This window comes from Pseudoalteromonas sp. A601 (assembly GCF_002165575.1).
Taxonomy (GTDB): Bacteria; Pseudomonadota; Gammaproteobacteria; order Enterobacterales; family Alteromonadaceae; genus Pseudoalteromonas.
Genome location: NZ_MXQF01000001.1, coordinates 267,268 through 290,827, shown reverse-complemented (window position 1 = coordinate 290,827; position 23,560 = coordinate 267,268). Strand labels below are relative to the sequence as shown.

Here is a 23,560-nt window from a genome sequence, read left to right as displayed (position 1 = left end):
AATGACTCTTCCTCCGAATTTTCAAGAGCAAATAAACGATATAGAACAAAAGCTCACACAAGCACAAGCCCATGAGTTAAGAGAAGAGAAGTTTGCTATAGAGGCGAATGAGCGCTTTACAAACAACTTAGCCGCATTTGAACATTATTACCCTGACGTTTTTAAAGCTATTCAAGAGTTTCAACCTCGCGAAGATTTTTGTATTCATGTCACCAAGTCTGGACACGGCAATTTTGTGCCAAAAGGCAAAGAAGCTCCGCTATATGGTGAAGATCCTTATCAGCAAGTCAATACACAAGTGAATACGGCACTAACAAACCCAACAATTGCTAAAACTGAATATACAAAAGTAGACTTATTAAACTTCGATGAACGTTTGCATATTCAATACATGCAAAAATTAATCGAATATATCAGGAAGATAGGTTTATACGAGCAATCAGATAGCTTAAGTGAGATTAAGGGAACATTTCCTTCTGCAATGATTTTTGGTTTAGGGTTAGGTTATGCTGTTGAAAGCTTAATAGAGCGTGTTGAGTTTTCTTATATATTTATCATTGAACCAGATTTTGAAGTCTTCTTTGCTAGTTTATTTTGCATAGACTGGTCTAAGTTAATTCAAAGGGTTGATGATGAAAAAGGCTGCTTATTTTTACTGCTAGGAGCTAGTGAGCAGGAGTTAGCGGAGGATCTCAGTAATATCGCAGAAGATATTGGTGCTTTTTGTATAGTAAATAGTTTTTGTTTTCAACACTATCAAGATGATAAGTTATCAAAATTGGCGCAGAATTTTTACTCAAATTATTTTCGTTTTCAGTTCGGTTTTGGTTTCTATAATGATGCAATTACTGGCTTTGCGCACTCTTTGATTCATGTGCAAAACAATGAAAATTTTTTCAATCAAGATTTAGATATAATAAAACGAAATGAAAGCAACCCTCCAGTATTCATAGTAGGAAATGGCCCTTCTTTAGATGAGTCAATAGAGTACATTAAGCGAAATCAAGACAAAGCAATTATTTTTGCATGCGGCACTGCGCTAGGCTCATTAGTTAAGGCCGGTGTAAATGCGGATTTTCATGTATTAGTGGAGAGGCCGCTGCGCAATTATGAAGCTTTGTTAGACATGTTACCTGTTGGCGAGTATAAAAAAGTTAATTTATTATCTGTTAATACCGTTTATCCAGATACAGTCGATTTATATAAGTGGTCAGGTTTGGCTCTTAAAGGTAACGAAGCCGGCTCTGACTATATTAATCTCCAGCACTATATTAAGAATAAAAAAGGCCTGCCATTCATACCACATTCGAATCCTCTTGTCGCAAATACAGCTTTATCCTTTTCTCTGAGCTTTGGCTTCAAGGATATATATTTATTTGGAGTTGATAATGGGAGTGTCAATGAAGGGCTTATTCACTCGCAACTAAGTATTTATAATGATTTACATAAAGGTAAATTTGATTACGAAGAATTGGATTTAGACTCAGATTCAGTTATTGGAAACTTCAATAAATTAATTAAGACTAATAGCACATTTAAGATGTCTAATAATCAATTAGAGCTGTTAATAAGTTTGTTTCCAAAAAGTGATGTTAAAAATGTTGGAGATGGGCTATCAATCAATGGTGCTACTCCTGTCCACAGTGATGAGCTAATCGAGCTAGGTTGTAACATTAATAAAAGTGAAGAAGTAGCCTTCATTAAAGGTTTATTCTCGCAGATAGATATACTTTCGAATTCACATGTTGAGAGAATTAAAACAGTTTTTGATGAAATTATAAGTCATTTAATATCAATAGCTAATGAAAGTGTTGTCACAGTTAAAGAGGCTGCTGATAACTTGATGAGGCAATCAAGGTATATATACTCATTTAAAGACACTGTTAATCGATTTTACTTCAATATTTTAAAAGGCTCATTATTATATTTTCATACACCAATGCAGTCTGTGCTCTATAGCTTGAATGAGGAAGAAAATAATATAGAGTTTTATAATGGCTTAAATAAGATATGGTTATCTTACTTAAGTGATATAAGAAATGACTTTCCAGTATCATGTAATAAAAAATGTCACTGGAGCTTTGCTTCTAAGAGTCCTACGCTTTTGAAACAAGGTAACCCTTTAAAAGTGTTGCAAGTATATAGTTCCGCCTATACTGCAATAGATGTTTTATATCAATATTTATCTAAGCTTGACTCAAACTTTAAATTTGTAGGGCGAAATTTAGTTGATGAGCCAGTTGCTTCGAGGAAGCTTGTTAAATCATTTTCATCGTCTGAATGCATAGAAGCTTATACTGCCGATCCTCTGATCAGCGAGCTAGGTTTTGAGAAAAATGACATAATCATTTTTAACAATCTACTATCTGATTTTATAGGCAACGAGAAGGGGGTTGTTTTTATAAGAAATCCTGTGCTTATGTATGCTGAAATGAAAAAATACTATATCAATAGCAAAGATTTAGAGCTAGAAATTACTAGCAAGCTAATGTCAATGGTTAAAGCATTCAAGGATAAGAAATTTAGGTCTATAATTTCAAGTGGTCAATCTTCTTTAGCTAACTTTTGTTCTTATTATAACTATAAATTTAACCTTAACTTGAATAGCATGGTGGTAATTAAATTTGAAGATTTTATTCTCAGTCCATCAATCATTAACACTGAGATAGCGAATTTATTAGATGAAGATATAGTTAAAAAAGCTGAAGAAGAAATTGTAAGCCTCAACTCATACATTGAGAATGACAAGTTACTTCTCAAATATATAACAAATGAAGAAAGAGCAGAAATAGAAGCTAATTGTTATGAGTTACTCAACTTATATGGGTACTAATATTATCTAACCAACGCCTAGACGTTGGTTAGATAAGTTAATGTATTATTATACGTAATCAAAATAAGCTTGGTAAGCTTGGCACTCTTCAGAAAGCTTTTCAGCTTGTTGGATATCTTTTTGAACAATATGCCTGTAAGGCTTATCTCGTTTTCTTATTTGACCTTTAAATAATTCCTGTTCAAATGTCCTATTGTAGATGTCAAAATTTCTATCTACAACACCTTCCCCTTCAAGTTCTAGTAGTTTGCAAAGCTCACTTCTGTAATCATAAGAATCAATAAAGTCTTCGTATCGAATGATTTTAGAACAGATATTCTTTTTGCAAAAACTTAATATGTACTTTGATTCTCTTAAGCAATATTCGTAAGACCAATCTTCGTTTAAAGGCACATTTTGTTGCCTGTGTTTCTCAACTAAACTTAAATAAATATCTTTAATATTTCTGCATGTTACAACGATTTTTTCAGGAGAAATAAGCTTGTTAACTTGAGAGTGTATGTCAGACTTTACTTCTTTTATTCCTATTTTATAGTTTTTTTCTTTTAATGATTTTAACGTTTCAGGCAATGAGCTAGGGTCATTTTGTAAAGAAAAGTCAGTTAATTGATTTATTAAATTAACATTAAAGCGATTGTTTTCTGAAACATTAGGTTCGACAAACATAAACTGTTTGGCATCAGGCTTTGTAAAGTAATTAGCGATTAATGTGCTTCCTGAACGCCCCATTGATGCAAAGTAGATGTACACTTCAAATTGATTCATTTAGGAAGCCTCAATAATGTAGCTGTGATGTCTTTATGGTCTTTTGTAAAAGCGTAACCATGGTCTATAAGCCATTGTTGAACCTCTAATTGTTCATCTTTTGGTAGATTATAGTATTCAAAGTTTATAATCATTGGCTTTATTTTTTTTATTGGAAATGAAGATAACACTTGCCAATCGTGGCCTTCCGTATCTATCTGAAGTAAATCTAATTCTAAGATGTTATATTCTGAAATTAAGCTTTCAAGTGTTACACAATCAACCTCTTCAGAGACCATATATTTTTGTATTAGCGAGAGGGTTTCATTGTCTACTTGCTTTCCCCCTAATGCATTTCTGTCTGTATATATAGATGAAATTCCTAATGCCCATTCAGGTAAGATTTCATTTTCTATTATATCTCTGGGGATCCTATTGAGTATGATTTTTTCTTCATCATGAATTGCAGCATTGATGAGTGTTAATTGATCATAAACTCGGTAATTTTCTACCAATAAGTCAAACATCTCTTTATTTGGCTCTAATAGAACTCCTTTTAAATTTTTCGCTTTTATATGCTTGTGAAGGGGATCGAATCGTTTACCATCCATAGCACCCACTTGAATAAACTCAAAGCGCTTATCAGAGCCACCTTTAATACTGTAAAGTCTATCTATTAATATATTGAGGTCCAGAATAATGTCTGGCCAAGTATAGTCATCAATTGATGTTCCTGTAGGCAAAATATCAAACCTCTCTTCATTAGCTATATTGTTTTTACGTAAAGATACTAGCCTATTACTAAAGTTAGGTTTTTTCTTCTTAGTTTGCGTGCGTGATTCTTGATAATGGATTATGTGCGGCGTAGAAATACAGTTTTTTTGATCGAATATATAAGTGTAACTATTCGGTAACCAACAAGTGATCAGTGGCGAAGAAGTCGAAACTTCACACCAAGCCTGATCTAATAACATTTGATCCCATATCAAGGGCTTTATTTTGCTTAAAAAGGTCCATTTTTCTAATAACTCAATAGCGTTTTTGGTGTAATTGAAAAAAAGAGTTCCACTGGCGAATTCCCAGCCATCGTACAAATGAACACCAAAGTCTACAAAATGAGGGAGCGATGGAGCTCTTTTTACTTTTGCATCTGCGTCAACCCAAAGAACGGGGCCTTTAGTTTCTTTTAATGTGTTTAAAATGAATTCAGGCTTTAAACTGCAATTGACTTCCCAATCACCCGCGGAGTCAACACCATGTATTAGGTAATTATTATACCCAATAGTATCAAGTGAACTTTTAAGTTCCATTGCGCAATCTTGATAACTTGTATTTTTAGTGTAGTAGCTGATTACTTTTGGTTTTAAACCTTTGTCAAAAAGTCTACTGCTTTTTGCACCAACCCATATGTTTTCACCAAAATTAGAACTTACAATAGGTAAAAATTTTGTTTTTAGTTCATTTTTTAATTCGTGATTTCTTAAGATAAGAGTGTCGTGCTCATCATATACACTTTTAATGTTATCTATTAATTTGTCTAAACTCATCTCATTATTCCCTTATAGAGATACTTAATGATTTTATATTTTTTGGAATTTGATTCTTAATTGTATCAGCCGATGTTATAGAGCAAATGATTATTAAATCTGGATGCTCTTTATACGCCTCTAGCGGTGTCATCATAGTCTTCGTAAGTGACGAAGCATGTTTATCAGGATTAGAATCGATGAAGAAGTAGTTATCACCAATGTACTCTTTCAAGGAACTCTCTAAATGCTTTGATAAAGCTGAAATTCCCCAAAAAGCTACTTTCTTTGGTTGAATAAGTTTTATTTTTTTAATCAAATTAATGTCGATAATTCTTAGAACTTGATCAACTAGATGAGAGTCTACCCGAGAATTAAGTAGTTTGAGTTTTTCTGAAAGATCGAATAAACCAAACCTACGAGAGTTCAATATGTTAGCAATCGTAAGTTTATTCTTTTCTATATTTGCTCCATCAAGCGCAAGAATACAGCGGTTTATGCTATCACCCAAGTCAATAATTTCTGCAAGTTCTGTCCATAAGAATGGAGCGTTATTATCACGGCCATTTTTAAGTTCATGATAAATTGCTTCACTCGCTTCTAGAACTTTATTCTTGGCAAGTGTTAAGTGACAGTGGCTTTTCTCTTTCAATCCTCTTGGTAGTAAAATTAGTGCTAAATATAAGCTTGATTGAGCAGTTTTTGTTACTAATAGTGAGCAAAACCTCTCAATTTTATAGCCTTCAAGAATGCAAAATTGTTTTTCAGCTTCTGCAAAGTTACCTGTGCTATAGAAGTAACTTCCGAGAGAGAAGCGCAGTGAAATTATCCACCTTAATGTAAAGCCAGAAGGTTTTGCCTTTTCAGCTTCATCAAGTAAGGCCAAGCTGTCATCGAGCCATTTTTGGGTATGTTCATCTTCTGCATAGCTAATAATAGTGTTAAGTAGCAATTTGTTTTGCAAAGAAGTATCGCTATTAAGGAGTTCGAGAGCATAAGAAGATCTTAATTTTTTGTCTTCAATACGCTGGCCAACCTGAATAACCTGTCTATGCAGCCAAGGAGAGTCCATACCGTTCGCAAAGTCAATATACGAAGGTAAGTTGTTACTTGAGTATTGGGGATTCTCGTAGCTTAAATCACTATTGATTTTTGCCCACATTGGATTCGTTAAATTTGGCGTCGCAACAACGATAATCCATTCAGTTTCAAATTCGCCTTGGCTAGGTGATATTTCGCTACAGGTTCTTGCAGCATCAAGGAGTTTAAATCCGCCAGGCGCGGTTTGTGCGAATCTTTTTTCGATCATGAACCCATAGCTTTCAATAAGCGTTTTAAACTTATTCCAATCAAATTCATGAAAATGGAACGGGTTAGGGTCTTTACCTGTCTCATCCACCCATAAATATGGGACGCTAAGGACTAAACGGCCATCAGGTTTTAAATTGGTAGTGCAAAACTTAAAAAAGTTCTCATAGTTTCTTAGATGCTCAATCGTTTCAAAAGACGTTATGGTATCTACGCGAGGAGTATTTAATTTATCGAGTAGATCTAAATCATATTGTTGATAAGATAATTCACTATTGCCATAAATAGTATTCGAATAATTGACGCTATCTTGGCAAATATCTAAGCCATAAGCACGTTGTGCTTTTGATAATTTTGAAAGTAAATAGCCACCATAGCCTAACCCTGAAGCGCAATCGATGACAGTATCACCTTCACGAATAAAGTTACATGCCCATACATAACGGTAGGTGTGGGCATCTGAGCGGGCGCCGGACTCCCTAAGCATGTCCATATGCAAGTCGCGGTTCTCTTTCAACCATATTAACGAGTCTTGCGTGTCTTGAGTGTTTCCTAAAAATCGAAAACTACCCAAAGTAAACTTCTGATTATCATAAAGCTTATCGTAAGTGTAATAATGATAGTCGATATAACTTCTTACAAAACCATGTTCAAATAATTCATTCTCAATTTCTTCTTTCGCAGTATTTAAGTGCTCATTTACCAATGTAAGTATTAGTTCTTGTTGAAAGTCTAAAGCATGGATCTCTTCTATAAGAAGGCTTAAGTCTTTAATGTCAGATATAATATGTGACTTCAAACTACAGTCTAACTCCGCCAAGCTCTTGCTAACTCGCCAATCTAAAGTTTGCTCCGGATGAAATATAAACTTTCTTTTTTCTAATTCATTCTTGAAGTTCAGCATTTAATTATAACTCCGTTACTTATATTCAGATTTTCAATGTGCTTTTGGATTTCATCTAAGAATGATTCAGATGCTACCACGACAGGTAAATTCAAGTTAGATGCTTGAGTAGGGCTTATAACGTTAAAGCCTCGTTTGCTATAATTTCCAAATTCTGCTTTTTTATCAACTAAGTGAACAATTCTTATACTAAGGGACTTTAGTAGCAACTCAAGTTCATCAAAAAAATCTCCTGCACCATAGACAATAACTTCTGTTAATTTTAGCTCTTTTAACTGTTCGTGGATTGTCATTATAGCTTCTTGGTGTTTGCTTTCAGTTTCATTGTGAAAAAAAACATTTTTTGACAAAAAGAGAGGATCAAGTCGAGTTATTAAACCTTGAGGCCAAGTAACACGCTTAGATAGAAGTCCTTTGAATGTTAAGTGATTGTTCCAAAACTCATTCAGACCAATATTTCTTATTTCATTGATCTCATTTTGTTCGATAATTGAATATTGGCTTTCTGAACCAAAATTATCTTCATGCTTCAGGTTACCCAAAAACTTTGCTTCAATTTCAGTTGGAAATCTAACTTGGCGTGCAATAGAAGTAACTGCCGCCAGTCTGTTGTTGTAAGTATGTTCATTTAAATTTAATGATTTACTGAAGTATAAGTAGCTATCAACGCCAAAATTAAATGCAGTGACTAACTGCTTGTGTTTTTCCGGTGAGGTATCTCTTGCGCAAATAGGCGTCACTTTTTCATTTTCAATAGTAAAATCTAAAGTTGTTGTGTTTTTGCCGACTAAAAAATACTCCACTATTTCAGGGCTTCGAGAAATAGCCATTACATCAGTAAAAGTAGATGTAACAAAAGGCAGAAACGACATGAAAATTAATTCATTAGCATGATTGTAAGCTCGTTCTGTTGTATAAAAAAGAATATTGAGTTTTGCGGATTTTGTTGTCGATTTTTCAATCTGATGGTTAATAGTGCCACCTGCACCAAAGTCTACAAAAGCATAGTCTTCATTTTTTGTGACTTGCTCAATGTACAAGTCTAAGAGAGCCTGTTTTTGTTTTATTGATAGTGTAAGCTGCTCACGATGCTTTTCTAAGAATGCATTAATAAGTTGAACTTTAAACTTATCATTTGAAATTTTATTAACTTCTTCAGCAAGAATTGATTGTAAAGAGTCATCTTTCTCATAAGGGAGTTGAAGGTCTGTAAGTAGATTCTTAACACAATAATTTTTTCTTGTAAGAACTTGAGATATGCCACGACTCAATTCTTTTGGATCTATTGATGGTAAATAGGTTGCTTTTCGAGAAGCATAAAACTTTCTTGTTGAAAATACTCCCGCTTCCTGAAAGAAAAAATCAAAAACATGCTTATATATTTCACCCTCACGCATCAGAAATAGAGGGTGACTTATTTTATTATGCTCACATTGATCTTTAATCCATTTGGCAAATCCTGCCAACGTTGGGCCATGTATTACAGCGCCAATAAGAAATGCTAGTTTTTCTTCGGACGATAAGAAGCTAGGAGCGAGCATTGCTGTGAAAATTCGAGCTTGATTAATCTCGTTAGGATAGAAATCTTTAAAGATTTTCTCTTGTGATAATACACGCTGAATCCATCGTGGCGGAGCAAAATGTAGCGATTTTATTTTTGCAGCTGAAGCATTTATTACATCTGATTTTAAGTTATCACCTATGTGGATTATTTGCTCTTGCGAAATGTTAAGTTGGTTCAATAAATGTGAATACATATCACCGCTTGCTTTTGTTAAGCGAGTTTCACTTGAAACAAAAATATGAGTGAAGTTAACTTCTGGAAAATTGGTTCTGAGTAGTTTTGATAAAAACGAATTACTTAAATACATATCTGATGTAGCAATAAATTCGACATTGTATTTAAACAAATGTTGGATAACTTCTTTACAGATAGGGTCAGGGTATAAATATTTTGCTTCAACTTCATGCTCAATTTTGATTAATGATAATTGAACTGATTCCGTATAAGGTGAGCATGCATAAATTTCTGGAAGAGTGATATCTTGATAGGGGCTTTGTAACCGGGCTTTTTTTTCGAAGAAAATTCTACTATTTCTGAATGTTTCAGGATCAGATTTTATTGGTATGTTTTGTTCGATAGCTGTTTCTGCAACAAACGTAAATATATCAGTTGGAGTGCCGCAGTTACGTCTTAATAATGTGTCAAAAATATCAAATGATACAGCCTTAACCTCTTTATCTTTAAAGATAAGATCAATTTCAGCGCATATTTCGCTATTTAAATATAAATCGTGTAAATTCATCAGAAGCCTATTTCTTACTGAATCGTGTTAATAATTGCTTTGATACCATCAAGCGCTTTTTTAAACTCATCGATTTTGGCTGTATTTAGTATATTGATACTTTGTTTTACAGCGGTAGACGAAATGTTTTCTGTTCTTGGTAAATAGATAACATCACATTGGTTTTTTAAGTGATCAAACTTACCTGCCCAATCATTGCCAATAGCGAATGTACTTACATGGTATTTTTCTATATCAGTTAATTTTTGTTCCCAGCTATATTCTGGAATAACTAAGTCTACACAACCAATTGCTTCTACTATATCGGCACGATCCTGATATTTATAAATACTTTGTTTGCCTTTCTCTAAATTAAACTCATCTGTGGATACACCAACAATTAAATGATCACCCATTGCTTTTAGTCTACGTAGTAGATTCAAGTGGCCAATATGGAACAAATCGAAGGTACCGTAAGTTAAAATCGTTTTCATCTACTCCCCCTTAAAAACGGTTGCATTACTTATCTGTCCTAAATGCCATTCTTTTTTCGGTGTACGCCAGTCATCACCATAGTGATCCTGTAGGTAACTCTCAGCTTCTTTAGGGATTATTAAGTTGTGAGCTTTAAACGTAATGTTTTTTCGATGAAACATATGTTTACTTTTAAAGGTGAAGCCGCGTGATGAAATAACATGATACATTTCATTACCATTGATATATTTAATAAAAAAATCAACTTGTGGGAACTCTTCGAGATTAGTTAATGGGCGTAATTTAAAACTAGCAATATCATTTTCTTCTATTGTAACGTAGTCACTCTTTGCATAATTCTCAGCAATATTCCATGCAACACCAAAACATTGCTCTAGTTTCGGTATTAGCTTATTGAGTGCATTTAAACACTGTTTTGCATGGGGGTGAGCGATAGCGATATCTAAATCATCGTCCCATGGGATTAATTCATCATCGCGAACAATCCCTAATAGCGTGCCTGCATCAACAAAGTAATCTATCGATTCAAGACTCAAGGCTCTGCAAATAAGGCCAAGTAATTGAGTTGCCCGCTGTTTAGTTTTGGTATCGCCAAGTTTTGTTACTTTAATAGCGTGAGCTGGGAGTACTTTCACTTTCTGAGCAGCTACTCCAAATTTAGTAATAAGTTGCTGCTCTATTTGTTCAAAAAACTCACTGGCAATAAAAATATAATCAAATTCAAAGTGAAGAACCTTTTCAGAGGCATATATGTTCAAACCATTTATTTTGGTTGCTTGTTTTTCAGCATCATTATCAATATAACCCTTTACACTATAGTGAGCTTTTAAAAAGTTGTATGCGGCGATACCGGCGTCACCAGCACCAAAAATATAGGCTGTTTGTTGTGTCATAGTGTTTGTATTGTTATTTACATATTAAAAATTAAGCAAACTTTAGACCATTTAGTAAATTTTGCTAGTGTACTTGAATATAAGCTTAACTGAAGGCATAGTCATTTGATAGTTTCTTCGAGCACTTATTTGTATGAAAGAACAAAGAAAAATCGCATTTTATGCAAATGCAGGTCAAGCAATTGGTTTTGGCCACATTATGCGCCAGTTAGCATTAATTGAAGCTGCTTTACTGCAAAACTATCAGGTTGTTCTATATGCACATGACATTGCCCCGACACTCCTAAAGCGCTTGTATTTATTGCCGATAAAAATAGTGTTGTTAGAAGGAAAAAGCTTAACCACGCAATTACATCTTACAGATGCAGTGGTTATTGATGACTATAATTTGACTGAATCGAATTTTATAGATTTAAAACAAACTTGTAGCTGTGTAGTTTTGTTTGATGATAATACGTATGAGCCTACTCTAGCGGTTGATTTAATAGTAAACCCTAGCGATGCGTTTGAGAGTAAGCATAATGCATCTATAATATTGCAAGGTCTAAGTTATAGGCTGATACGCCAAGAGTTTTTATTGCAATCCCATACTACTTTTCGAAAAAGTGGTCGGGTATTAGTGTGTTTAGGTGGTACTGATGTCAAAATGTTGTCGGCTAAAATATGTCATGCTTTACTGTCGCATTCTGCTGTTGAGTATATTGATGTACTAGCGACGAACTCGATGGCTAAGCAAACTCTCGAAGAATTAAAGAATTTATCGGCTTGTAATCGAATTACACTTCATCTAGATGCAATGAATGTTGCTGCAATTATGGCTCAAGCTGATATATCAATTGCAGGTGCTGGGGGGAGCCTTTACGAGTTGCTCTATTTAGGTGTGCCAACGCTTGCTTTGGTGATGGCCGATAATCAACAGCAAGCGCTTTTATCGCCTTTATGCGGTACTGCTTATATTGGTCTAGATTTGCGCAACAACGTGCAAAGCATTGAAAATATAACACATCAGGCTTTATTTTTATTACAATCAGCCGATAAGAAAAGTAATTTAAGGCAAGTGGCGAACGATTCGCTCGACGGCAAAGCCGCCACACGTATCTTAGATGCAATTAATCGACATATAGTGAAAAACTAATAATGACTCAATTTGATGTAGGGCAACTACAAAAACACATTACTATTGACGGTATTAAAATTGGTGAGGGTTGTCAGCCTTATACTATTGCAGAGCTTTCTGGAAATCACGGTGGCGATATTAATAAAGCACTTGAATTAATTGATGCTGCTGCTAAAACGGGGGCAAGTGCAATTAAAATACAAACTTACCGCCCAGATACGATTACACTTAACCATGATGGGCCAGAGTTTGTTGTTAAAGATAAACTTTGGAAAGGCCGTACTTTATATGATTTATATGAAGAAGCACATACTCCGTGGGATTGGCATGAAGCGTTATTCGCACGAGCAAAGCAACATGGTATTACACTTTTTTCTTCGCCATTCGACAAAACTGCAATTGATCTGTTAGAAGACTTAAATTGCCCTGCATATAAAATTGCTTCGTTCGAAATTACAGATATAGGTTTGATTCAATACGCGGCTCAAACAGGTAAGCCAATCATTATGTCTACTGGCATGGCCACCCTTGATGAAATTGAAGAAGCTGTGACTGCGGTAAAAGAAGTTGGTGGTAAACAGTTGGCAGTTTTACACTGTGTCAGCGGTTACCCGACACCAATCAATGACTGTAATTTATCAACACTTGCTTATTTAAAACAGCACTTAGCACTTCCTGTTGGTTTAAGTGACCATAGTCTAGCCGATACTGCTGCGATAGCATCAGTTGCACTGGGGGCGAGTATTATAGAAAAACATTTTAAATTAGAAGATGATACAACAAGTGTTGATGCTGCGTTTTCATTAAACCCTAGTGGTTTTAAAGCGATGGTTGATGCAACAACTGCAGCGTATTATGCGCTTGGTGAGCCTAGCTTTCGCTTAGCGAAAAGCGAGCAAGATAATGTCGCATTTAGACGTTCTTTGTATATAGCGCAAGATATTAAACAGGGTGAGTTATTTACTGAAACAAATTTACGCTCAGTTAGACCCGGCCTTGGTTTACATCCACGTTATTTAAACTCAATGCTAGGTAAGCCTGCTAGTAAAGCATTGAATAAAGGTAGCGCGATGAAGCTGGAGTATGTTCACAAATGAAAGTGATTGCTTGCTCACAAGCTCGGTATGATTCCAAAAGGCTACCAGGAAAAGTGCTACAAACTGTTAATGCTCAATCGTTGTTGCAATACCATATAACACGTCTTAAATCGGCAAAAAATATTACCGAACATGTAATTGCAACGAGTGATCATAATAATGACGATGATGTTGCTGTACATTGTTTAAAACTAGGAGTCAGGGTTTTTCGCGGGAGTAAGCTTAATGTGTTGCAACGCTTTACTGATGCTGTGCGGGTGCTTAGTTTGGATGATGATGATCGTATTGTACGTTTGACTGCTGATTGCCCGTTAGTGGATGCTCAACTTGTTGATCAATTAATCGCTTATCATCTTGAGCGAGGCGACGATTATTCGAGCCTGTACATCGGCGAGCATATCCGTGGTTTTGATGCAGAGATAATGTCAGTTAAGGCGTTAAAAATGGCAGCAAAAAATGCTGTGGAAGATTATCAAAAAGAGCATGTAACGCCTTATTTGTATCAGCATCCAAAGCAATTTAAAGTTAGTCAATATAAAGCACCATGTGATTATCAAGGCTATGCGCGATTATGTATTGATGAGCCAAGAGATTTGCAGATGTTTACACAGTTAGTGGCGGCTTACCCCAGTGATATTAGCGTAGCTAAGTACATTGATATTTTAGATTTTTTTAAATCACACCCTGAAATAGCTTTACTCAATCAAGATGTAAAACAAAAAAAGTTAGGAGAATAACGTGCGTCTTTCTCGATTAGCAAGTTATGCGGTACAGCTAAGGGAAGTTAAAGAAAGTGATTGTGAGCGCGTTTGGCAATGGCGAAACCTTGAGCATGTTCGAACCCAAATGAAGAATAGGGGGGCTATAGAGTGGCAGCATCATCAACAATGGTTTAATTCGATACTTGTAGATGATAAGCAGCAGCACTTTATTATTCATTATAAAGCCACAGCAATTGGTGTAATTAATATTCACGCAGAGCACAACCTTGAAATTGCCGAGTCGGCGAGTATCGGTATTTATATTTCTGATACACAATACCTAAATAATATACTGGCCTTTGCGCCGTCTTTAGTTATGCTGGATTATGCGTTTAATGATTTGAATATGTTATATTTACACTCAGAAGTAAGGCGGGAAAATCAGGCTGCAATTCGTTATAATCAACAGCTTGGCTATCAGCTCACTGAGCACCCAAGTGATAATCATATGCTCAGCATTTCTCTCAACCGATCAGAGTTTGAGCAAGCCACAACTAAAATAAAGCACTTTTTAAATCGAGGTTAATGTGTCATTAGAAAAGCTCACCACTGCATTTGTTAACGTATTAGAGATCACACCAGAAGAGGTGTGCAATGAACTTAGTTATTCTGAGCATCCTAAATGGGATTCAATGAGCCATATGATGTTGATTGCAGAGCTCGAAGGCGAATTTGATATTATGCTTGATACGGATGATATTATAGATATGAGCTCATTTTTAAAAGCCCAGCAAATTTTAGCTAAGTACGGAGTGTCATTTGAATAAGAGCGCTACTTACACGTTGATCACAGGTGCTAACAGTGGCATAGGGTTTGCCATTGCAAACAATCTTGTGGCGCAACATAAAGCTGTAATTCTGGTTGCTCGAAATGCTGAAAAGCTAAACATGGCGCGCGAGCAATTACTATTAAGTCATTCCATGGCAAATATACTCACAGAGATTACTGATTTAGGCGATAGTGCAGATATAAAACAACTTTTTAGCTCTATTTCTCAGCAGAAAATTAATATTGAAGGGGTCGTGCATTGCGCTGGTGACATGCTTGAAGCTCCCTTGATGATGAGCCGTGATGTGCAGATTGATCAACAATATCAAATACATTTAAAAGCAGCTCTATTACTTTGTCAAGGCGCTAGTAAACTGATGCTTCGTAAAAAGTGCGGTAGTATCGTGTTAGTTAGTTCAGTTGTTGCAGAGCAAGGTAGTAGCGGTCAAGTTGTCTATGCAAGTATGAAAGCCGCTATTAAAGGGTTAGTGACAAGTTTGGCGCAGGAACTAGGAAGTTATAATATTCGTGTAAATGCTTTAGCTCCAGGGGTTATAGCAACACCGTTAACCGCTCATTTTGATGATGCAAAGAAACAGCAACTCAGTCAACGAACCGCACTTAAACGTTTAGGACAAGGTGAAGATATCGCTAATGTAGCGGCATTTTTGTTAAGCAGTCAAGCGGCTTATATTACGGGTCAAACAATTGCGGTTGATGGCGGATTAAGGTTGTAATATGGCTGGAATGTTCTGGCAACTAACAGCAAAAAATTCTCAAGGACGGCTTTTTTATGGTACTCAGTCAATTGATTACATAGAACTTGAACAGCAAGTAAGCAGTGTCCAAAGTGTATTACCAATTGAGCGCGAATTAATCGCTCTTGTTGCAAATTCTTCACTTAATTTTATAGTTTATTATTTAGCATTATTAAGAACGCAACATGCTATCCTTTTAATTGACCCATCATTAAGTGACACCGAAAAACACGTTTTATACGAACATTATCAAGTTAACTCTATAATTATAGAGCAAACTATTCAGCCATTTAGCAAGATAAAACATAAACTTGCAGCTGAACTCAGTGTGCTTTTATCTACCAGCGGTTCAACTGGTTCGCCAAAGCTGGTGAAGTTAAGTAAAGCAAATATTGCGGCTAATTGTGCTTCAATCTGTGAGTTTTTACCGATAAAAAGTAGCGATGTAACAATGACATTTTTGCCGCTTTCATATTCATTCGGGTTGTCTATTTTGCACAGTCACTTGGCGTGTGGCGCCTCGATAGTTATACAAAATGAGAGCCCAATGTCAGCAAGCTTTTGGCAGCAGTTCCAAAAATTTAAAGTAAATAGCTTTTACGGTGTGCCATTTAGTTTTCAGTTGTTGGTGCGACTGGGTTTAGACAAACTACCTTTACAGCAAATTCGCTACATGGCGCAAGCTGGTGGAAAGCTGCTTGAGAAACAGTGGCAAACCCTTGCTAATTTCACAGAGGCTACTGATGTCGAGTTTTATACTATGTATGGACAAACAGAAGCCACTGCACGAATTGCTTATTTGCCCGCCGAGAATTTTACTGAAAATACAGGGGTAATAGGTCAAGCTATTCCCAATACAAAGTTGTCTCTCATTGATGGAGTTGAGCAAGAAATTACTGCCTGTAATACGCCTGGAGAGTTGTGTGTGGTTGGCGATAACGTATTTGGGGGTTATGCCACCTCTGTGGCTGAACTGAATACATTCACGCAAAATTTACCCTTAAAAACAGGTGATATTGCACAGCGTCTAGAGAATGGTTTTTATCAAATAGTAGGGCGCTCTAAACGTATTTGTAAACTTACGGGTAAGCGTATTAATCTTGATGAAGTACAAGCCTGGATCAGCACAGAGCTTGCATCAGAAGTTATTTGTACAGGAAGTGAAGATGCGTTTAATGTATATGTCACTGAACGCACGGATGTTGATGTAAAAAAAATGCTCGCCGACAAGCTCAAATGTCACAGTCGTTTAATTAGTGTCATTTACTTGCAAACTATCCCTAGGCTTAGCAACGGCAAGGTAGACTATCATGCACTTAACTGATGAACAGTTACTAGAATTACCCGTATATGGTTTAGCGAATAATGAAAAGCAATCTTTTTTACATAGCCAACTTACCTTTTTAGATAGTCATCATAAGAAACATTGTGCGCCTTATCAGCGTTTGCAGCAATCATTTGCAGACACAATGCCATTAGCTGTACCATTATTTAAGCAATTTTTATTATCCAGCATAAATGCAGATCAACAACATCGTTTGTTAACTTCGTCGGGTACCAGCGGCGCGGTATCTAAGATATCATTAGATGCACAGACTGCGCAGTTACAAAGTAAAATTTTGACAAAAACATTGCAGCATTGGTTAGGTAAACAACGTTTACCTATGTTGATTATTGATGCGAAACAGACGATACGAAAAAAAACAACAATGTCAGCACGTGCAGCAGGCATACAAGGCATGTTGTTTTTTGGTCGTGATCCGCATTTTGCCCTAAATGATGATATGACTTTAAACATGCCTGTCATTGATGCTTTTTTTGAAAAGTACAGGGCAACGCCAGTGTTTATGTTTGGTTTTACTTTTATTGTTTGGCAGCAATTTATTCAGGCATTGACTAAATGCGATAAAAACATGAAATTTGAAAAAGGGGTCTTATTGCATGGTGGTGGCTGGAAAAAAATGCAACAACACGCAGTGAGCAATAAGGCATTTAAACAAGCCGTAGCTGAGCAACTAGGTGCTATTAATGTGCATGATTACTATGGCATGGTAGAACAGACGGGCACAATTTACATTGAATGTGAGCATGGTTTTTTACATACACCAGCTTGGTCTGATATTAGTATTGTTGATGCTGCTACACAGCAGCCTTTACCTACTAATACGCAAGGGGTGATCCAAGTTGAGTCAGTGCTTGCTAAAAGCTACCCAGGACACCGTTTATTAACCGAGGATTTAGGCACTTTGCATGGTGAAGATAATTGCCAATGCGGCCGACTGGGTAAATACTTTACGGTACAAGGGCGGTTAGCTAAATCACAAGTTAGGGGCTGTAGTGACACCTTTATTTAAACATACCTCATTACAGCAATTGCAGGGGAATTTTACGCAGTTATCACCGCAGGCAGCGCCGTTTCAAGATGATACTGTTGCTGATATTGCTGCTTTCTCACAGTTCTTGTTGAAAAAGCAGCAATCGAATGCAATATCAGCACTGGGGTTTTGGTGTCGAAAGGCAAATATACTTGCTATGAAAAAACACTACATGGCGCTAAATCATAGTCAGCCAAGAGGATTGGTGTTTCATATTACTCCGGCTAATGTAGATACAGTGTATTTTTATAGTTTACTACTGAGTATGCTCTGCGGTAACTGTAATATTGTGAGGATCAGTGATCGCAGTGGCGAGCAAACTTATCAGTTGATAGCTTTACTGAATGAATTTTTATCCTTGCATCCATACTCGGTATTAAACTCATTGTGTGCCATTGTATCTTATCCAAGTAATGCGCAGGATATCACTGAGCATTTTAGTGAGCATTGCGATATGCGGATCATCTGGGGTGGCGATGATGCAATAGAAAAAATCAATCAACAAGCCAATGTTCAACACCAAGTATGCTTCCCTGATCGATACTCGTTAGCTGTCATTCGTCTTTCGACAAATCTCGATGTTGACCTTGCTGTGACACGTTTTATTCGTGACTTTAATGCTTTCTCTCAACAAGCTTGTTCTTCACCTAAAGCTATCTTGTGGTATCAGACATCCTTAGAGTTACAGCAGTTATTTTGGCAGGCACTTCGCTTAGCTCTTAGTAAAGATGAATCACAGTTTAGCCAAACCGCAAAAGCCAATCGTTTATATCATTTACAGCAGTTAATTCTACTTGCGAATATTAATATACAAGCTATTGATAAATACTCTGAATTTATGCGTTGTGAATTACTGACATTTTTACCAGATATGCTATTACATCACCAAGGTGATGGTTTGATTTTGTCTTATCAACTGCAGCGTTTAGAATTAAATAAAACGGATAAATTACAAACTATTAGTTGTTTTGGATTAAACGCCAGTGAGCAAAATCAACTTGCCACAGCTGCAATCAGAACGATTGCTTTAGGGCAAGCGCTCACATTTGATCATTATTGGGATGGTGTGGATTTACTCGAAGAACTAAGTTGTTGATAAAGACTCTTAACTGTACTTTTAACCGTGCCAATTTCTTGCTCTGTAAGTGCAGGGTGTAAAGGTATAGTAATAGCTTGAGAATAGTATTTCATCGCATTTGGGAAGGTTGATTTAGCAAAGCCCAGCTCTTGATAGAAAGGCTGCAAAAAGATTGGAATATAGTGCAAATGAGCTTGTATGCCCTGAGCTCTAAGTTGTTTGATCATCATAGCTTGCAGCGCTTGATTGCTAAACTCTAAGCGCAAAATATACAAATGATAACTACTGTAACATTCTTCAGTGACTAACAGCGATTGCATGCTTTGCTCAGTAAAAAATACATCGAATTGTTTTGCAATTAGATTTCGTACCTTAACAAAGTTGTCGAGTTGATTTAGCTGGCTTAACCCAAGTGCGGCTTGTAATTCTGTCATTCGATAATTAAAGCCAAGTTCAATTTGTTGATAATACCAAGGTCCGTGGCTTGGTTCTGTCATTTCATCAGGATTATTAGTAATTCCATGACTGCGCAAGCGCTTCAACTTGTTATCGATTTCTTCGCTGTTGGATACTGCCATACCACCTTCAGCTGAGGTAATAATTTTAACTGGGTGAAAGCTAAATACAGTGATATCTGAGTAGTCGCAACAGCCAACAGGTTTATTGTGATATTTAGCACCAATAGCATGAGATGCGTCTTCAATTATTTTGAAGTTGTACTTTTTGGCTAGATTTGCAATGGCCTGCATATCACATGATTGACCCGCAAGGTGAACAGGAATTACAACTTTCGGTAAAGAGTTTGTTTTTTCTGCTTCGAATAATTTCTGCTCCAAAGCCAATGGAGACATATTCCCTGTTTCGAGGTCTATATCGACAAAATCTACTTTTGCCCCACAATACAAAGCACAATTAGCAGAGGCAACAAATGAAATTGGGGATGTCCAAACGGTGTCACCCTCGCCAACGCCTAACGCTAAGCAAGCAATATGCAATGCTGATGTAGCGCTATTGGTTGCACAGGCAAATTTTGCACCACAGTAATTAGCAGTTGCGTGCTCAAAAGCGGGTACTTTAGGGCCTTGTGTAAGCCAGTCAGACTTTAATACATTAACAACGGCATCTATATCATCTTGTGAAATACTTTGCTTACCGTAAGGAATTACTTTATTTTTCATAGCAGTATTTACAACAATGCTTGCACATTAAAGTCTTTTATTTCTTCAAGCGTCATATACTGTGGGTTGCTTAAAGAGTTATATTCAAAACCTTGTTTTACTTTTTTGCCTTTTTCACCCAATGCATTAACAGTGAAATCATTACTGCGGCTACTAAATTTAATTCCAGGAGCTATCAAAAAATGATCTTGATATTCATAAGTTTCAAAGCATAAATCTTGCGGACACATTACTTCATGAAGCTTTTCTCCAGGGCGAATACCAATAACTTTGATAGGTAAATCAGGAGCCATTGCTTTGGCTAAATCTGTAATACGGATTGAAGGGATTTTAGGAACAAAAATTTCACCACCAAGCATACGCTCAAAGTTTGTTAGAACAAAATCAACACCTTGCTGGAGGCTTATCCAAAAGCGGGTCATTTCTTCATGGGTAATAGGGATATGGTCGCGGCCTTGGTCAATAAATTTTTGGAAAATGGGCACTACTGAACCGCGTGAGCACACTACATTACCGTAACGAACAACTGAAAATGTGGTGCGATTACCACCGGCAATATTGTTAGCCGCAACAAAGAGTTTGTCAGATGCTAACTTAGTAGCACCATACAAATTAATAGGGTTTGCCGCTTTGTCAGTTGATAGTGCAATGACTTTTTCAACATTGTTGTCCAGTGCTGCATCAATCACGTTTTCTGCACCATTAATATTGGTTTTTATACATTCCATAGGGTTGTATTCAGCCGCAGGCACTTGCTTTAAAGCAGCTGCATGAATAACATAGTTAACCTCACGCATTGCACGCCGTAACCTGTCTTTATCGCGTACATCACCGATAAAATAGCGCATACAGGGTTGATCGAACTCCTGTTGCATTTCAAATTGCTTTAGTTCATCCCGAGAAAATATAATGATTTTTTTAGGGTTATATCGCTCAAGCAATGTCTTTACGTACTTTTTACCGAATGATCCGGTACCACCGGTGATTAAAATTGTTTTGTTATCGAACATAAGATTATCCAAGCTATTTATCATTGGCGTAGCTGTATATAAAATGAAGTACGCATTGTGAGAATTTTGACACAATTCTCAATACTTTACATACTTATTAAGTATGTTAGCAAGCTCGATGCCAAGTTTATTTAGCTTAAACATGGTACAAAGTGTAAAAATTGGCAAATTAAGCTATAATTTATACGATCAGTTTGTCGGAGGCTGCCATGAAAATTCAATCACCAAACACTAGTTTACTTAGTCAAAATCAACAAACGTCCAATAAGCTTGCTGAGCAACTTGCGACAGGTAAAAAAGTTAATTCTGCGGCGGATGATGCCGCAGCTTTGCAAATTATAGACCGTTTAACCTCACAACAAGATGGTTATGGCCAAGCTGTACGAAATGCTTACGATGGTATTTCATACTCTCAAGTCACTGATTCAAGTTTGTCCGGTGTCAATGATGCGGTATCACGTATCCGTGAGCTTTCTATTCAAGCGGGCAACGGAGCCCTTAATGATAGTGACCGTGCAGCATTGCAAGAAGAGGTAGTTCAGCTACAAAGTCAAATCACAGAGACGTTTGAAAACGCGTCTTTTGGCGGTAAGCCTTTATTTGATGGTCAGCCGGTGTCGTTTCAAGTAGGGCCTGATGCCAATACCACACAAACAACCACGCCTTCAGATGGTAGTTTTGCATCAGTAATCTCAACTATTAATATCTCTACGCAAGCGGGGGCACAAGCCGCAATTGATATTAGCAACCAAGCAGCGGAAGAAATTAACGCCCAACGTGCAGAGCTAGGGGCTTTTCAAAATACTTTAGCGAGTACTATTAAGGGGCTGGGTACTCAGAAAGAAAATATTGCAGCGAGCCAAAGCCGTATTGAAGATACTGATTATGCACAGGCAATATCTCAGCAAGCCTCTAATGATATTTTGTCTCAAGCATCTATTGCACTGCGCGGTCAAGCAAATCAATCTGCTGAGTCAATTTTAGGTTTATTATAATATCATGTAGACTTCTTTCTTAGTTATTAAAGCAGGAAGAAGTCTTTATGAAGGTTCGTTATATTTATAGTGCTTGTATAGAAATCGAGACAAAAGATATTAGGATACTAACAGATCCTTGGTTTACACCTGGAGCATATGATGGAGCTTGGCATCAGTTTCCTTTGATAGATAATCCACTTGAGATTATAAAGGAACCGGATGTTATTTATATTTCACATATTCACCCAGATCATTATGATCCGATTTTTTTGCATAAACTATTTGATAAATATGGCAAAAAACCAGTGATAATACCTGTTTTTGAAAATAATTATCTCTTATATAAAGCAAGGGCTGATGGGATTGAAGTAACCCCTATAGAGTATGGCTTATACGGAGATACGCATTTATATGTGGTGCCAAATATACACGGTTCTGCTTCAGATATAGACTCTGCTTTATTTGTAAGTTGTGATGGTGTAAATATTTTAAACTTGAATGACTGTATAGAATCAGCTAAGCATACAACAAGATTACATTCGATTATTTCAAGGCATTGCTCAGAATTAGATTTGTTAGCTTTAGGCTACACTGGAGCTGGACCTTACCCACAAACCTATTATGATTTTGCTGATCCTGAATTAGAATTTAAAGCAGAACAGAAAAAGCAACAATTCTTTAAACGTTACCTAGATTACACAAAGTTATTTCCTGCTAAAAATCATCTACCATTTGCTGGTAAATATTTGTTAGGTGGTAAATTAGCTAAATTGAATGATTTTAGAGGGGTTGCAGATGCATATGAAGTAAAAGCATTTGATCCTAAAGCTATTATTCTAGCTGATAAAGGTGAGGGCGAGATAGACTTACAAACTGGTGAGCTATCAAAGGAGAGAAAGCAGTGTTATTCGAAAGAAGATTATGAAGCGCGAAAGTTAGTACTTCAAGAAGAGTTACTCGATTATGAAAGTGAAATATGTATCTCATATGAGAAGATAAAATTCTCAAAACTTGTTCAGAGTAGTCTTGTTAACGCGCTTAGAAAGTCCGAAAATTTAGAAGATTATTATTTTGTTTTTAATATTATGATTGATGACAAAATAAGAGAAAAATTTGTTATTAATACTCGTAAATCAAGTGCCGCAATCTTGTTATCTCATTCTGACAATTTAATACCAAGAAGTGAATATTATGTAGACTACAGGCATTTTTTTGGTTGTTTAACCGGTGTTTATCATTGGAATAATGCTGAAGTTGCAAGCTTTTGTAATGTACGAAGAACCCCAAATATCCATAGTCCTAAAGCACAAGCATTTTTAAACTTTCTCTCGATTTGTTAACAGATAATTCTTAAGTATTACTTAAAGTTAATCTAATGGCAGTTTTTTGGCAATGATGTCAAAAAACTGTCGCTTAGTGCTTGCATCCCTCTCAAACTCGCTTACAATTTAA

20 protein-coding genes are annotated in these 23,560 nt (G+C 36.3%); 12 read left to right on the top strand and 8 right to left on the bottom strand.

Annotation, left to right across the window (positions count from 1 at the left end):
• Position 1: 1 nt before the first annotated feature.
• Positions 2 to 2,833, top strand: coding sequence for a 6-hydroxymethylpterin diphosphokinase MptE-like protein (locus B5G52_RS01400; RefSeq protein ID WP_087530907.1), 2,832 nt, complete (start codon positions 2 to 4; stop codon positions 2,831 to 2,833).
• Positions 2,834 to 2,881: 48 nt separating this feature from the next.
• On the opposite strand, the gene B5G52_RS01395 is transcribed toward B5G52_RS01400, so the two are convergent.
• Genes B5G52_RS01395 through B5G52_RS01370 form a run of 6 tightly spaced genes read right to left on the bottom strand, consistent with a single transcriptional unit; the run spans position 2,882 to position 10,988 of the window.
• Positions 2,882 to 3,598 carry a hypothetical protein gene (locus B5G52_RS01395; protein ID WP_087530906.1) on the bottom strand — a complete coding sequence of 239 codons (717 nt, stop codon included), beginning with the start codon at positions 3,596 to 3,598 and terminating at the stop codon, positions 2,882 to 2,884.
• A complete protein-coding gene (locus B5G52_RS01390) occupies positions 3,595 to 5,124 on the bottom strand; it encodes an FkbM family methyltransferase (protein ID WP_087530905.1) in 1,530 nt (509 codons plus the stop codon). Before B5G52_RS01390 ends, B5G52_RS01395 begins: the two co-directional genes overlap by 4 nt.
• 4 nt (positions 5,125 to 5,128) lie before the next feature.
• Positions 5,129 to 7,315: a bifunctional 2-polyprenyl-6-hydroxyphenol methylase/3-demethylubiquinol 3-O-methyltransferase UbiG gene (locus B5G52_RS01385; RefSeq protein WP_087530904.1), complete on the bottom strand. Its 2,187-nt coding sequence runs from the start codon at positions 7,313 to 7,315 to the stop codon at positions 5,129 to 5,131.
• On the bottom strand, positions 7,309 to 9,621 hold the full coding sequence (locus B5G52_RS01380; RefSeq protein ID WP_087530903.1) for an HAD-IA family hydrolase: 2,313 nt from the start codon (positions 9,619 to 9,621) through the stop codon (positions 7,309 to 7,311). Before B5G52_RS01380 ends, B5G52_RS01385 begins: the two co-directional genes overlap by 7 nt.
• Positions 9,622 to 9,635: 14 nt before the next feature.
• Complete coding sequence (tagD, locus tag B5G52_RS01375; RefSeq protein WP_033020803.1) at positions 9,636 to 10,094, bottom strand: glycerol-3-phosphate cytidylyltransferase; 459 nt, start codon at positions 10,092 to 10,094, stop codon at positions 9,636 to 9,638.
• Entirely contained in the window at positions 10,095 to 10,988 is an 894-nt protein-coding gene (locus B5G52_RS01370) for a nucleoside-diphosphate sugar epimerase/dehydratase (protein WP_087530902.1), read from the bottom strand.
• A gap of 133 nt (positions 10,989 to 11,121) precedes the next feature.
• Here B5G52_RS01370 and B5G52_RS01365 point away from each other — a divergent pair, with 133 nt between their 5' ends.
• Genes B5G52_RS01365 through B5G52_RS01325 form a run of 9 tightly spaced genes read left to right on the top strand, consistent with a single transcriptional unit; the run spans position 11,122 to position 18,961 of the window.
• A complete protein-coding gene (locus B5G52_RS01365) occupies positions 11,122 to 12,123 on the top strand; it encodes a hypothetical protein (RefSeq protein ID WP_087530901.1) in 1,002 nt (333 codons plus the stop codon).
• 2 nt (positions 12,124 to 12,125) lie between these two features.
• Positions 12,126 to 13,202, top strand: a complete 1,077-nt coding sequence (gene pseI, locus B5G52_RS01360; RefSeq protein ID WP_087530900.1) for a pseudaminic acid synthase — start codon at positions 12,126 to 12,128, stop codon at positions 13,200 to 13,202.
• Positions 13,199 to 13,939 (top strand): NTP transferase domain-containing protein, encoded by a 741-nt coding sequence (locus B5G52_RS01355; RefSeq protein ID WP_087530899.1) that lies wholly within the window; start codon positions 13,199 to 13,201, stop codon positions 13,937 to 13,939. Before pseI ends, B5G52_RS01355 begins: the two co-directional genes overlap by 4 nt.
• A 1-nt stretch (position 13,940) precedes the next feature.
• A complete protein-coding gene (locus B5G52_RS01350; RefSeq protein WP_087530898.1) occupies positions 13,941 to 14,489 on the top strand; it encodes a GNAT family N-acetyltransferase in 549 nt (182 codons plus the stop codon).
• Position 14,490: 1 nt separating this feature from the next.
• Positions 14,491 to 14,730, top strand: a complete 240-nt coding sequence (locus B5G52_RS01345) for an acyl carrier protein (protein ID WP_087530897.1) — start codon at positions 14,491 to 14,493, stop codon at positions 14,728 to 14,730.
• A complete protein-coding gene (locus B5G52_RS01340; protein WP_087530896.1) occupies positions 14,723 to 15,469 on the top strand; it encodes an SDR family NAD(P)-dependent oxidoreductase in 747 nt (248 codons plus the stop codon). Before B5G52_RS01345 ends, B5G52_RS01340 begins: the two co-directional genes overlap by 8 nt.
• 1 nt (position 15,470) lies before the next feature.
• Positions 15,471 to 16,814: an AMP-binding protein gene (locus B5G52_RS01335; RefSeq protein WP_087530895.1), complete on the top strand. Its 1,344-nt coding sequence runs from the start codon at positions 15,471 to 15,473 to the stop codon at positions 16,812 to 16,814.
• The gene (locus B5G52_RS01330) at positions 16,801 to 17,844 is read left to right on the top strand and encodes an acyl-protein synthetase (protein WP_087530894.1); all 1,044 of its coding nucleotides are present in this window, start codon (positions 16,801 to 16,803) and stop codon (positions 17,842 to 17,844) included. Before B5G52_RS01335 ends, B5G52_RS01330 begins: the two co-directional genes overlap by 14 nt.
• On the top strand, positions 17,828 to 18,961 hold the full coding sequence (locus tag B5G52_RS01325; RefSeq protein WP_087530893.1) for an aldehyde dehydrogenase family protein: 1,134 nt from the start codon (positions 17,828 to 17,830) through the stop codon (positions 18,959 to 18,961). The genes B5G52_RS01330 and B5G52_RS01325 overlap by 17 nt, the downstream gene beginning before the upstream one ends.
• Here B5G52_RS01325 and pseC read toward each other — a convergent pair.
• Both pseC and pseB read right to left on the bottom strand, forming a co-directional pair.
• On the bottom strand, positions 18,919 to 20,121 hold the full coding sequence (pseC, locus tag B5G52_RS01320) for a UDP-4-amino-4,6-dideoxy-N-acetyl-beta-L-altrosamine transaminase (RefSeq protein ID WP_087530892.1): 1,203 nt from the start codon (positions 20,119 to 20,121) through the stop codon (positions 18,919 to 18,921). The two genes, B5G52_RS01325 and pseC, sit on opposite strands and share 43 nt — an antisense overlap.
• Before the next feature lie 8 nt (positions 20,122 to 20,129).
• Positions 20,130 to 21,131: a UDP-N-acetylglucosamine 4,6-dehydratase (inverting) gene (gene pseB, locus B5G52_RS01315; protein WP_087530891.1), complete on the bottom strand. Its 1,002-nt coding sequence runs from the start codon at positions 21,129 to 21,131 to the stop codon at positions 20,130 to 20,132.
• A gap of 209 nt (positions 21,132 to 21,340) precedes the next feature.
• Here pseB and B5G52_RS01310 point away from each other — a divergent pair, with 209 nt between their 5' ends.
• Both B5G52_RS01310 and B5G52_RS01305 read left to right on the top strand, forming a co-directional pair.
• The gene (locus B5G52_RS01310; RefSeq protein ID WP_087530890.1) at positions 21,341 to 22,126 is read left to right on the top strand and encodes a flagellin; all 786 of its coding nucleotides are present in this window, start codon (positions 21,341 to 21,343) and stop codon (positions 22,124 to 22,126) included.
• 47 nt (positions 22,127 to 22,173) lie between these two features.
• Positions 22,174 to 23,448, top strand: coding sequence for an MBL fold metallo-hydrolase (locus B5G52_RS01305; RefSeq protein WP_087530889.1), 1,275 nt, complete (start codon positions 22,174 to 22,176; stop codon positions 23,446 to 23,448).
• Positions 23,449 to 23,560: the final 112 nt, after the last annotated feature.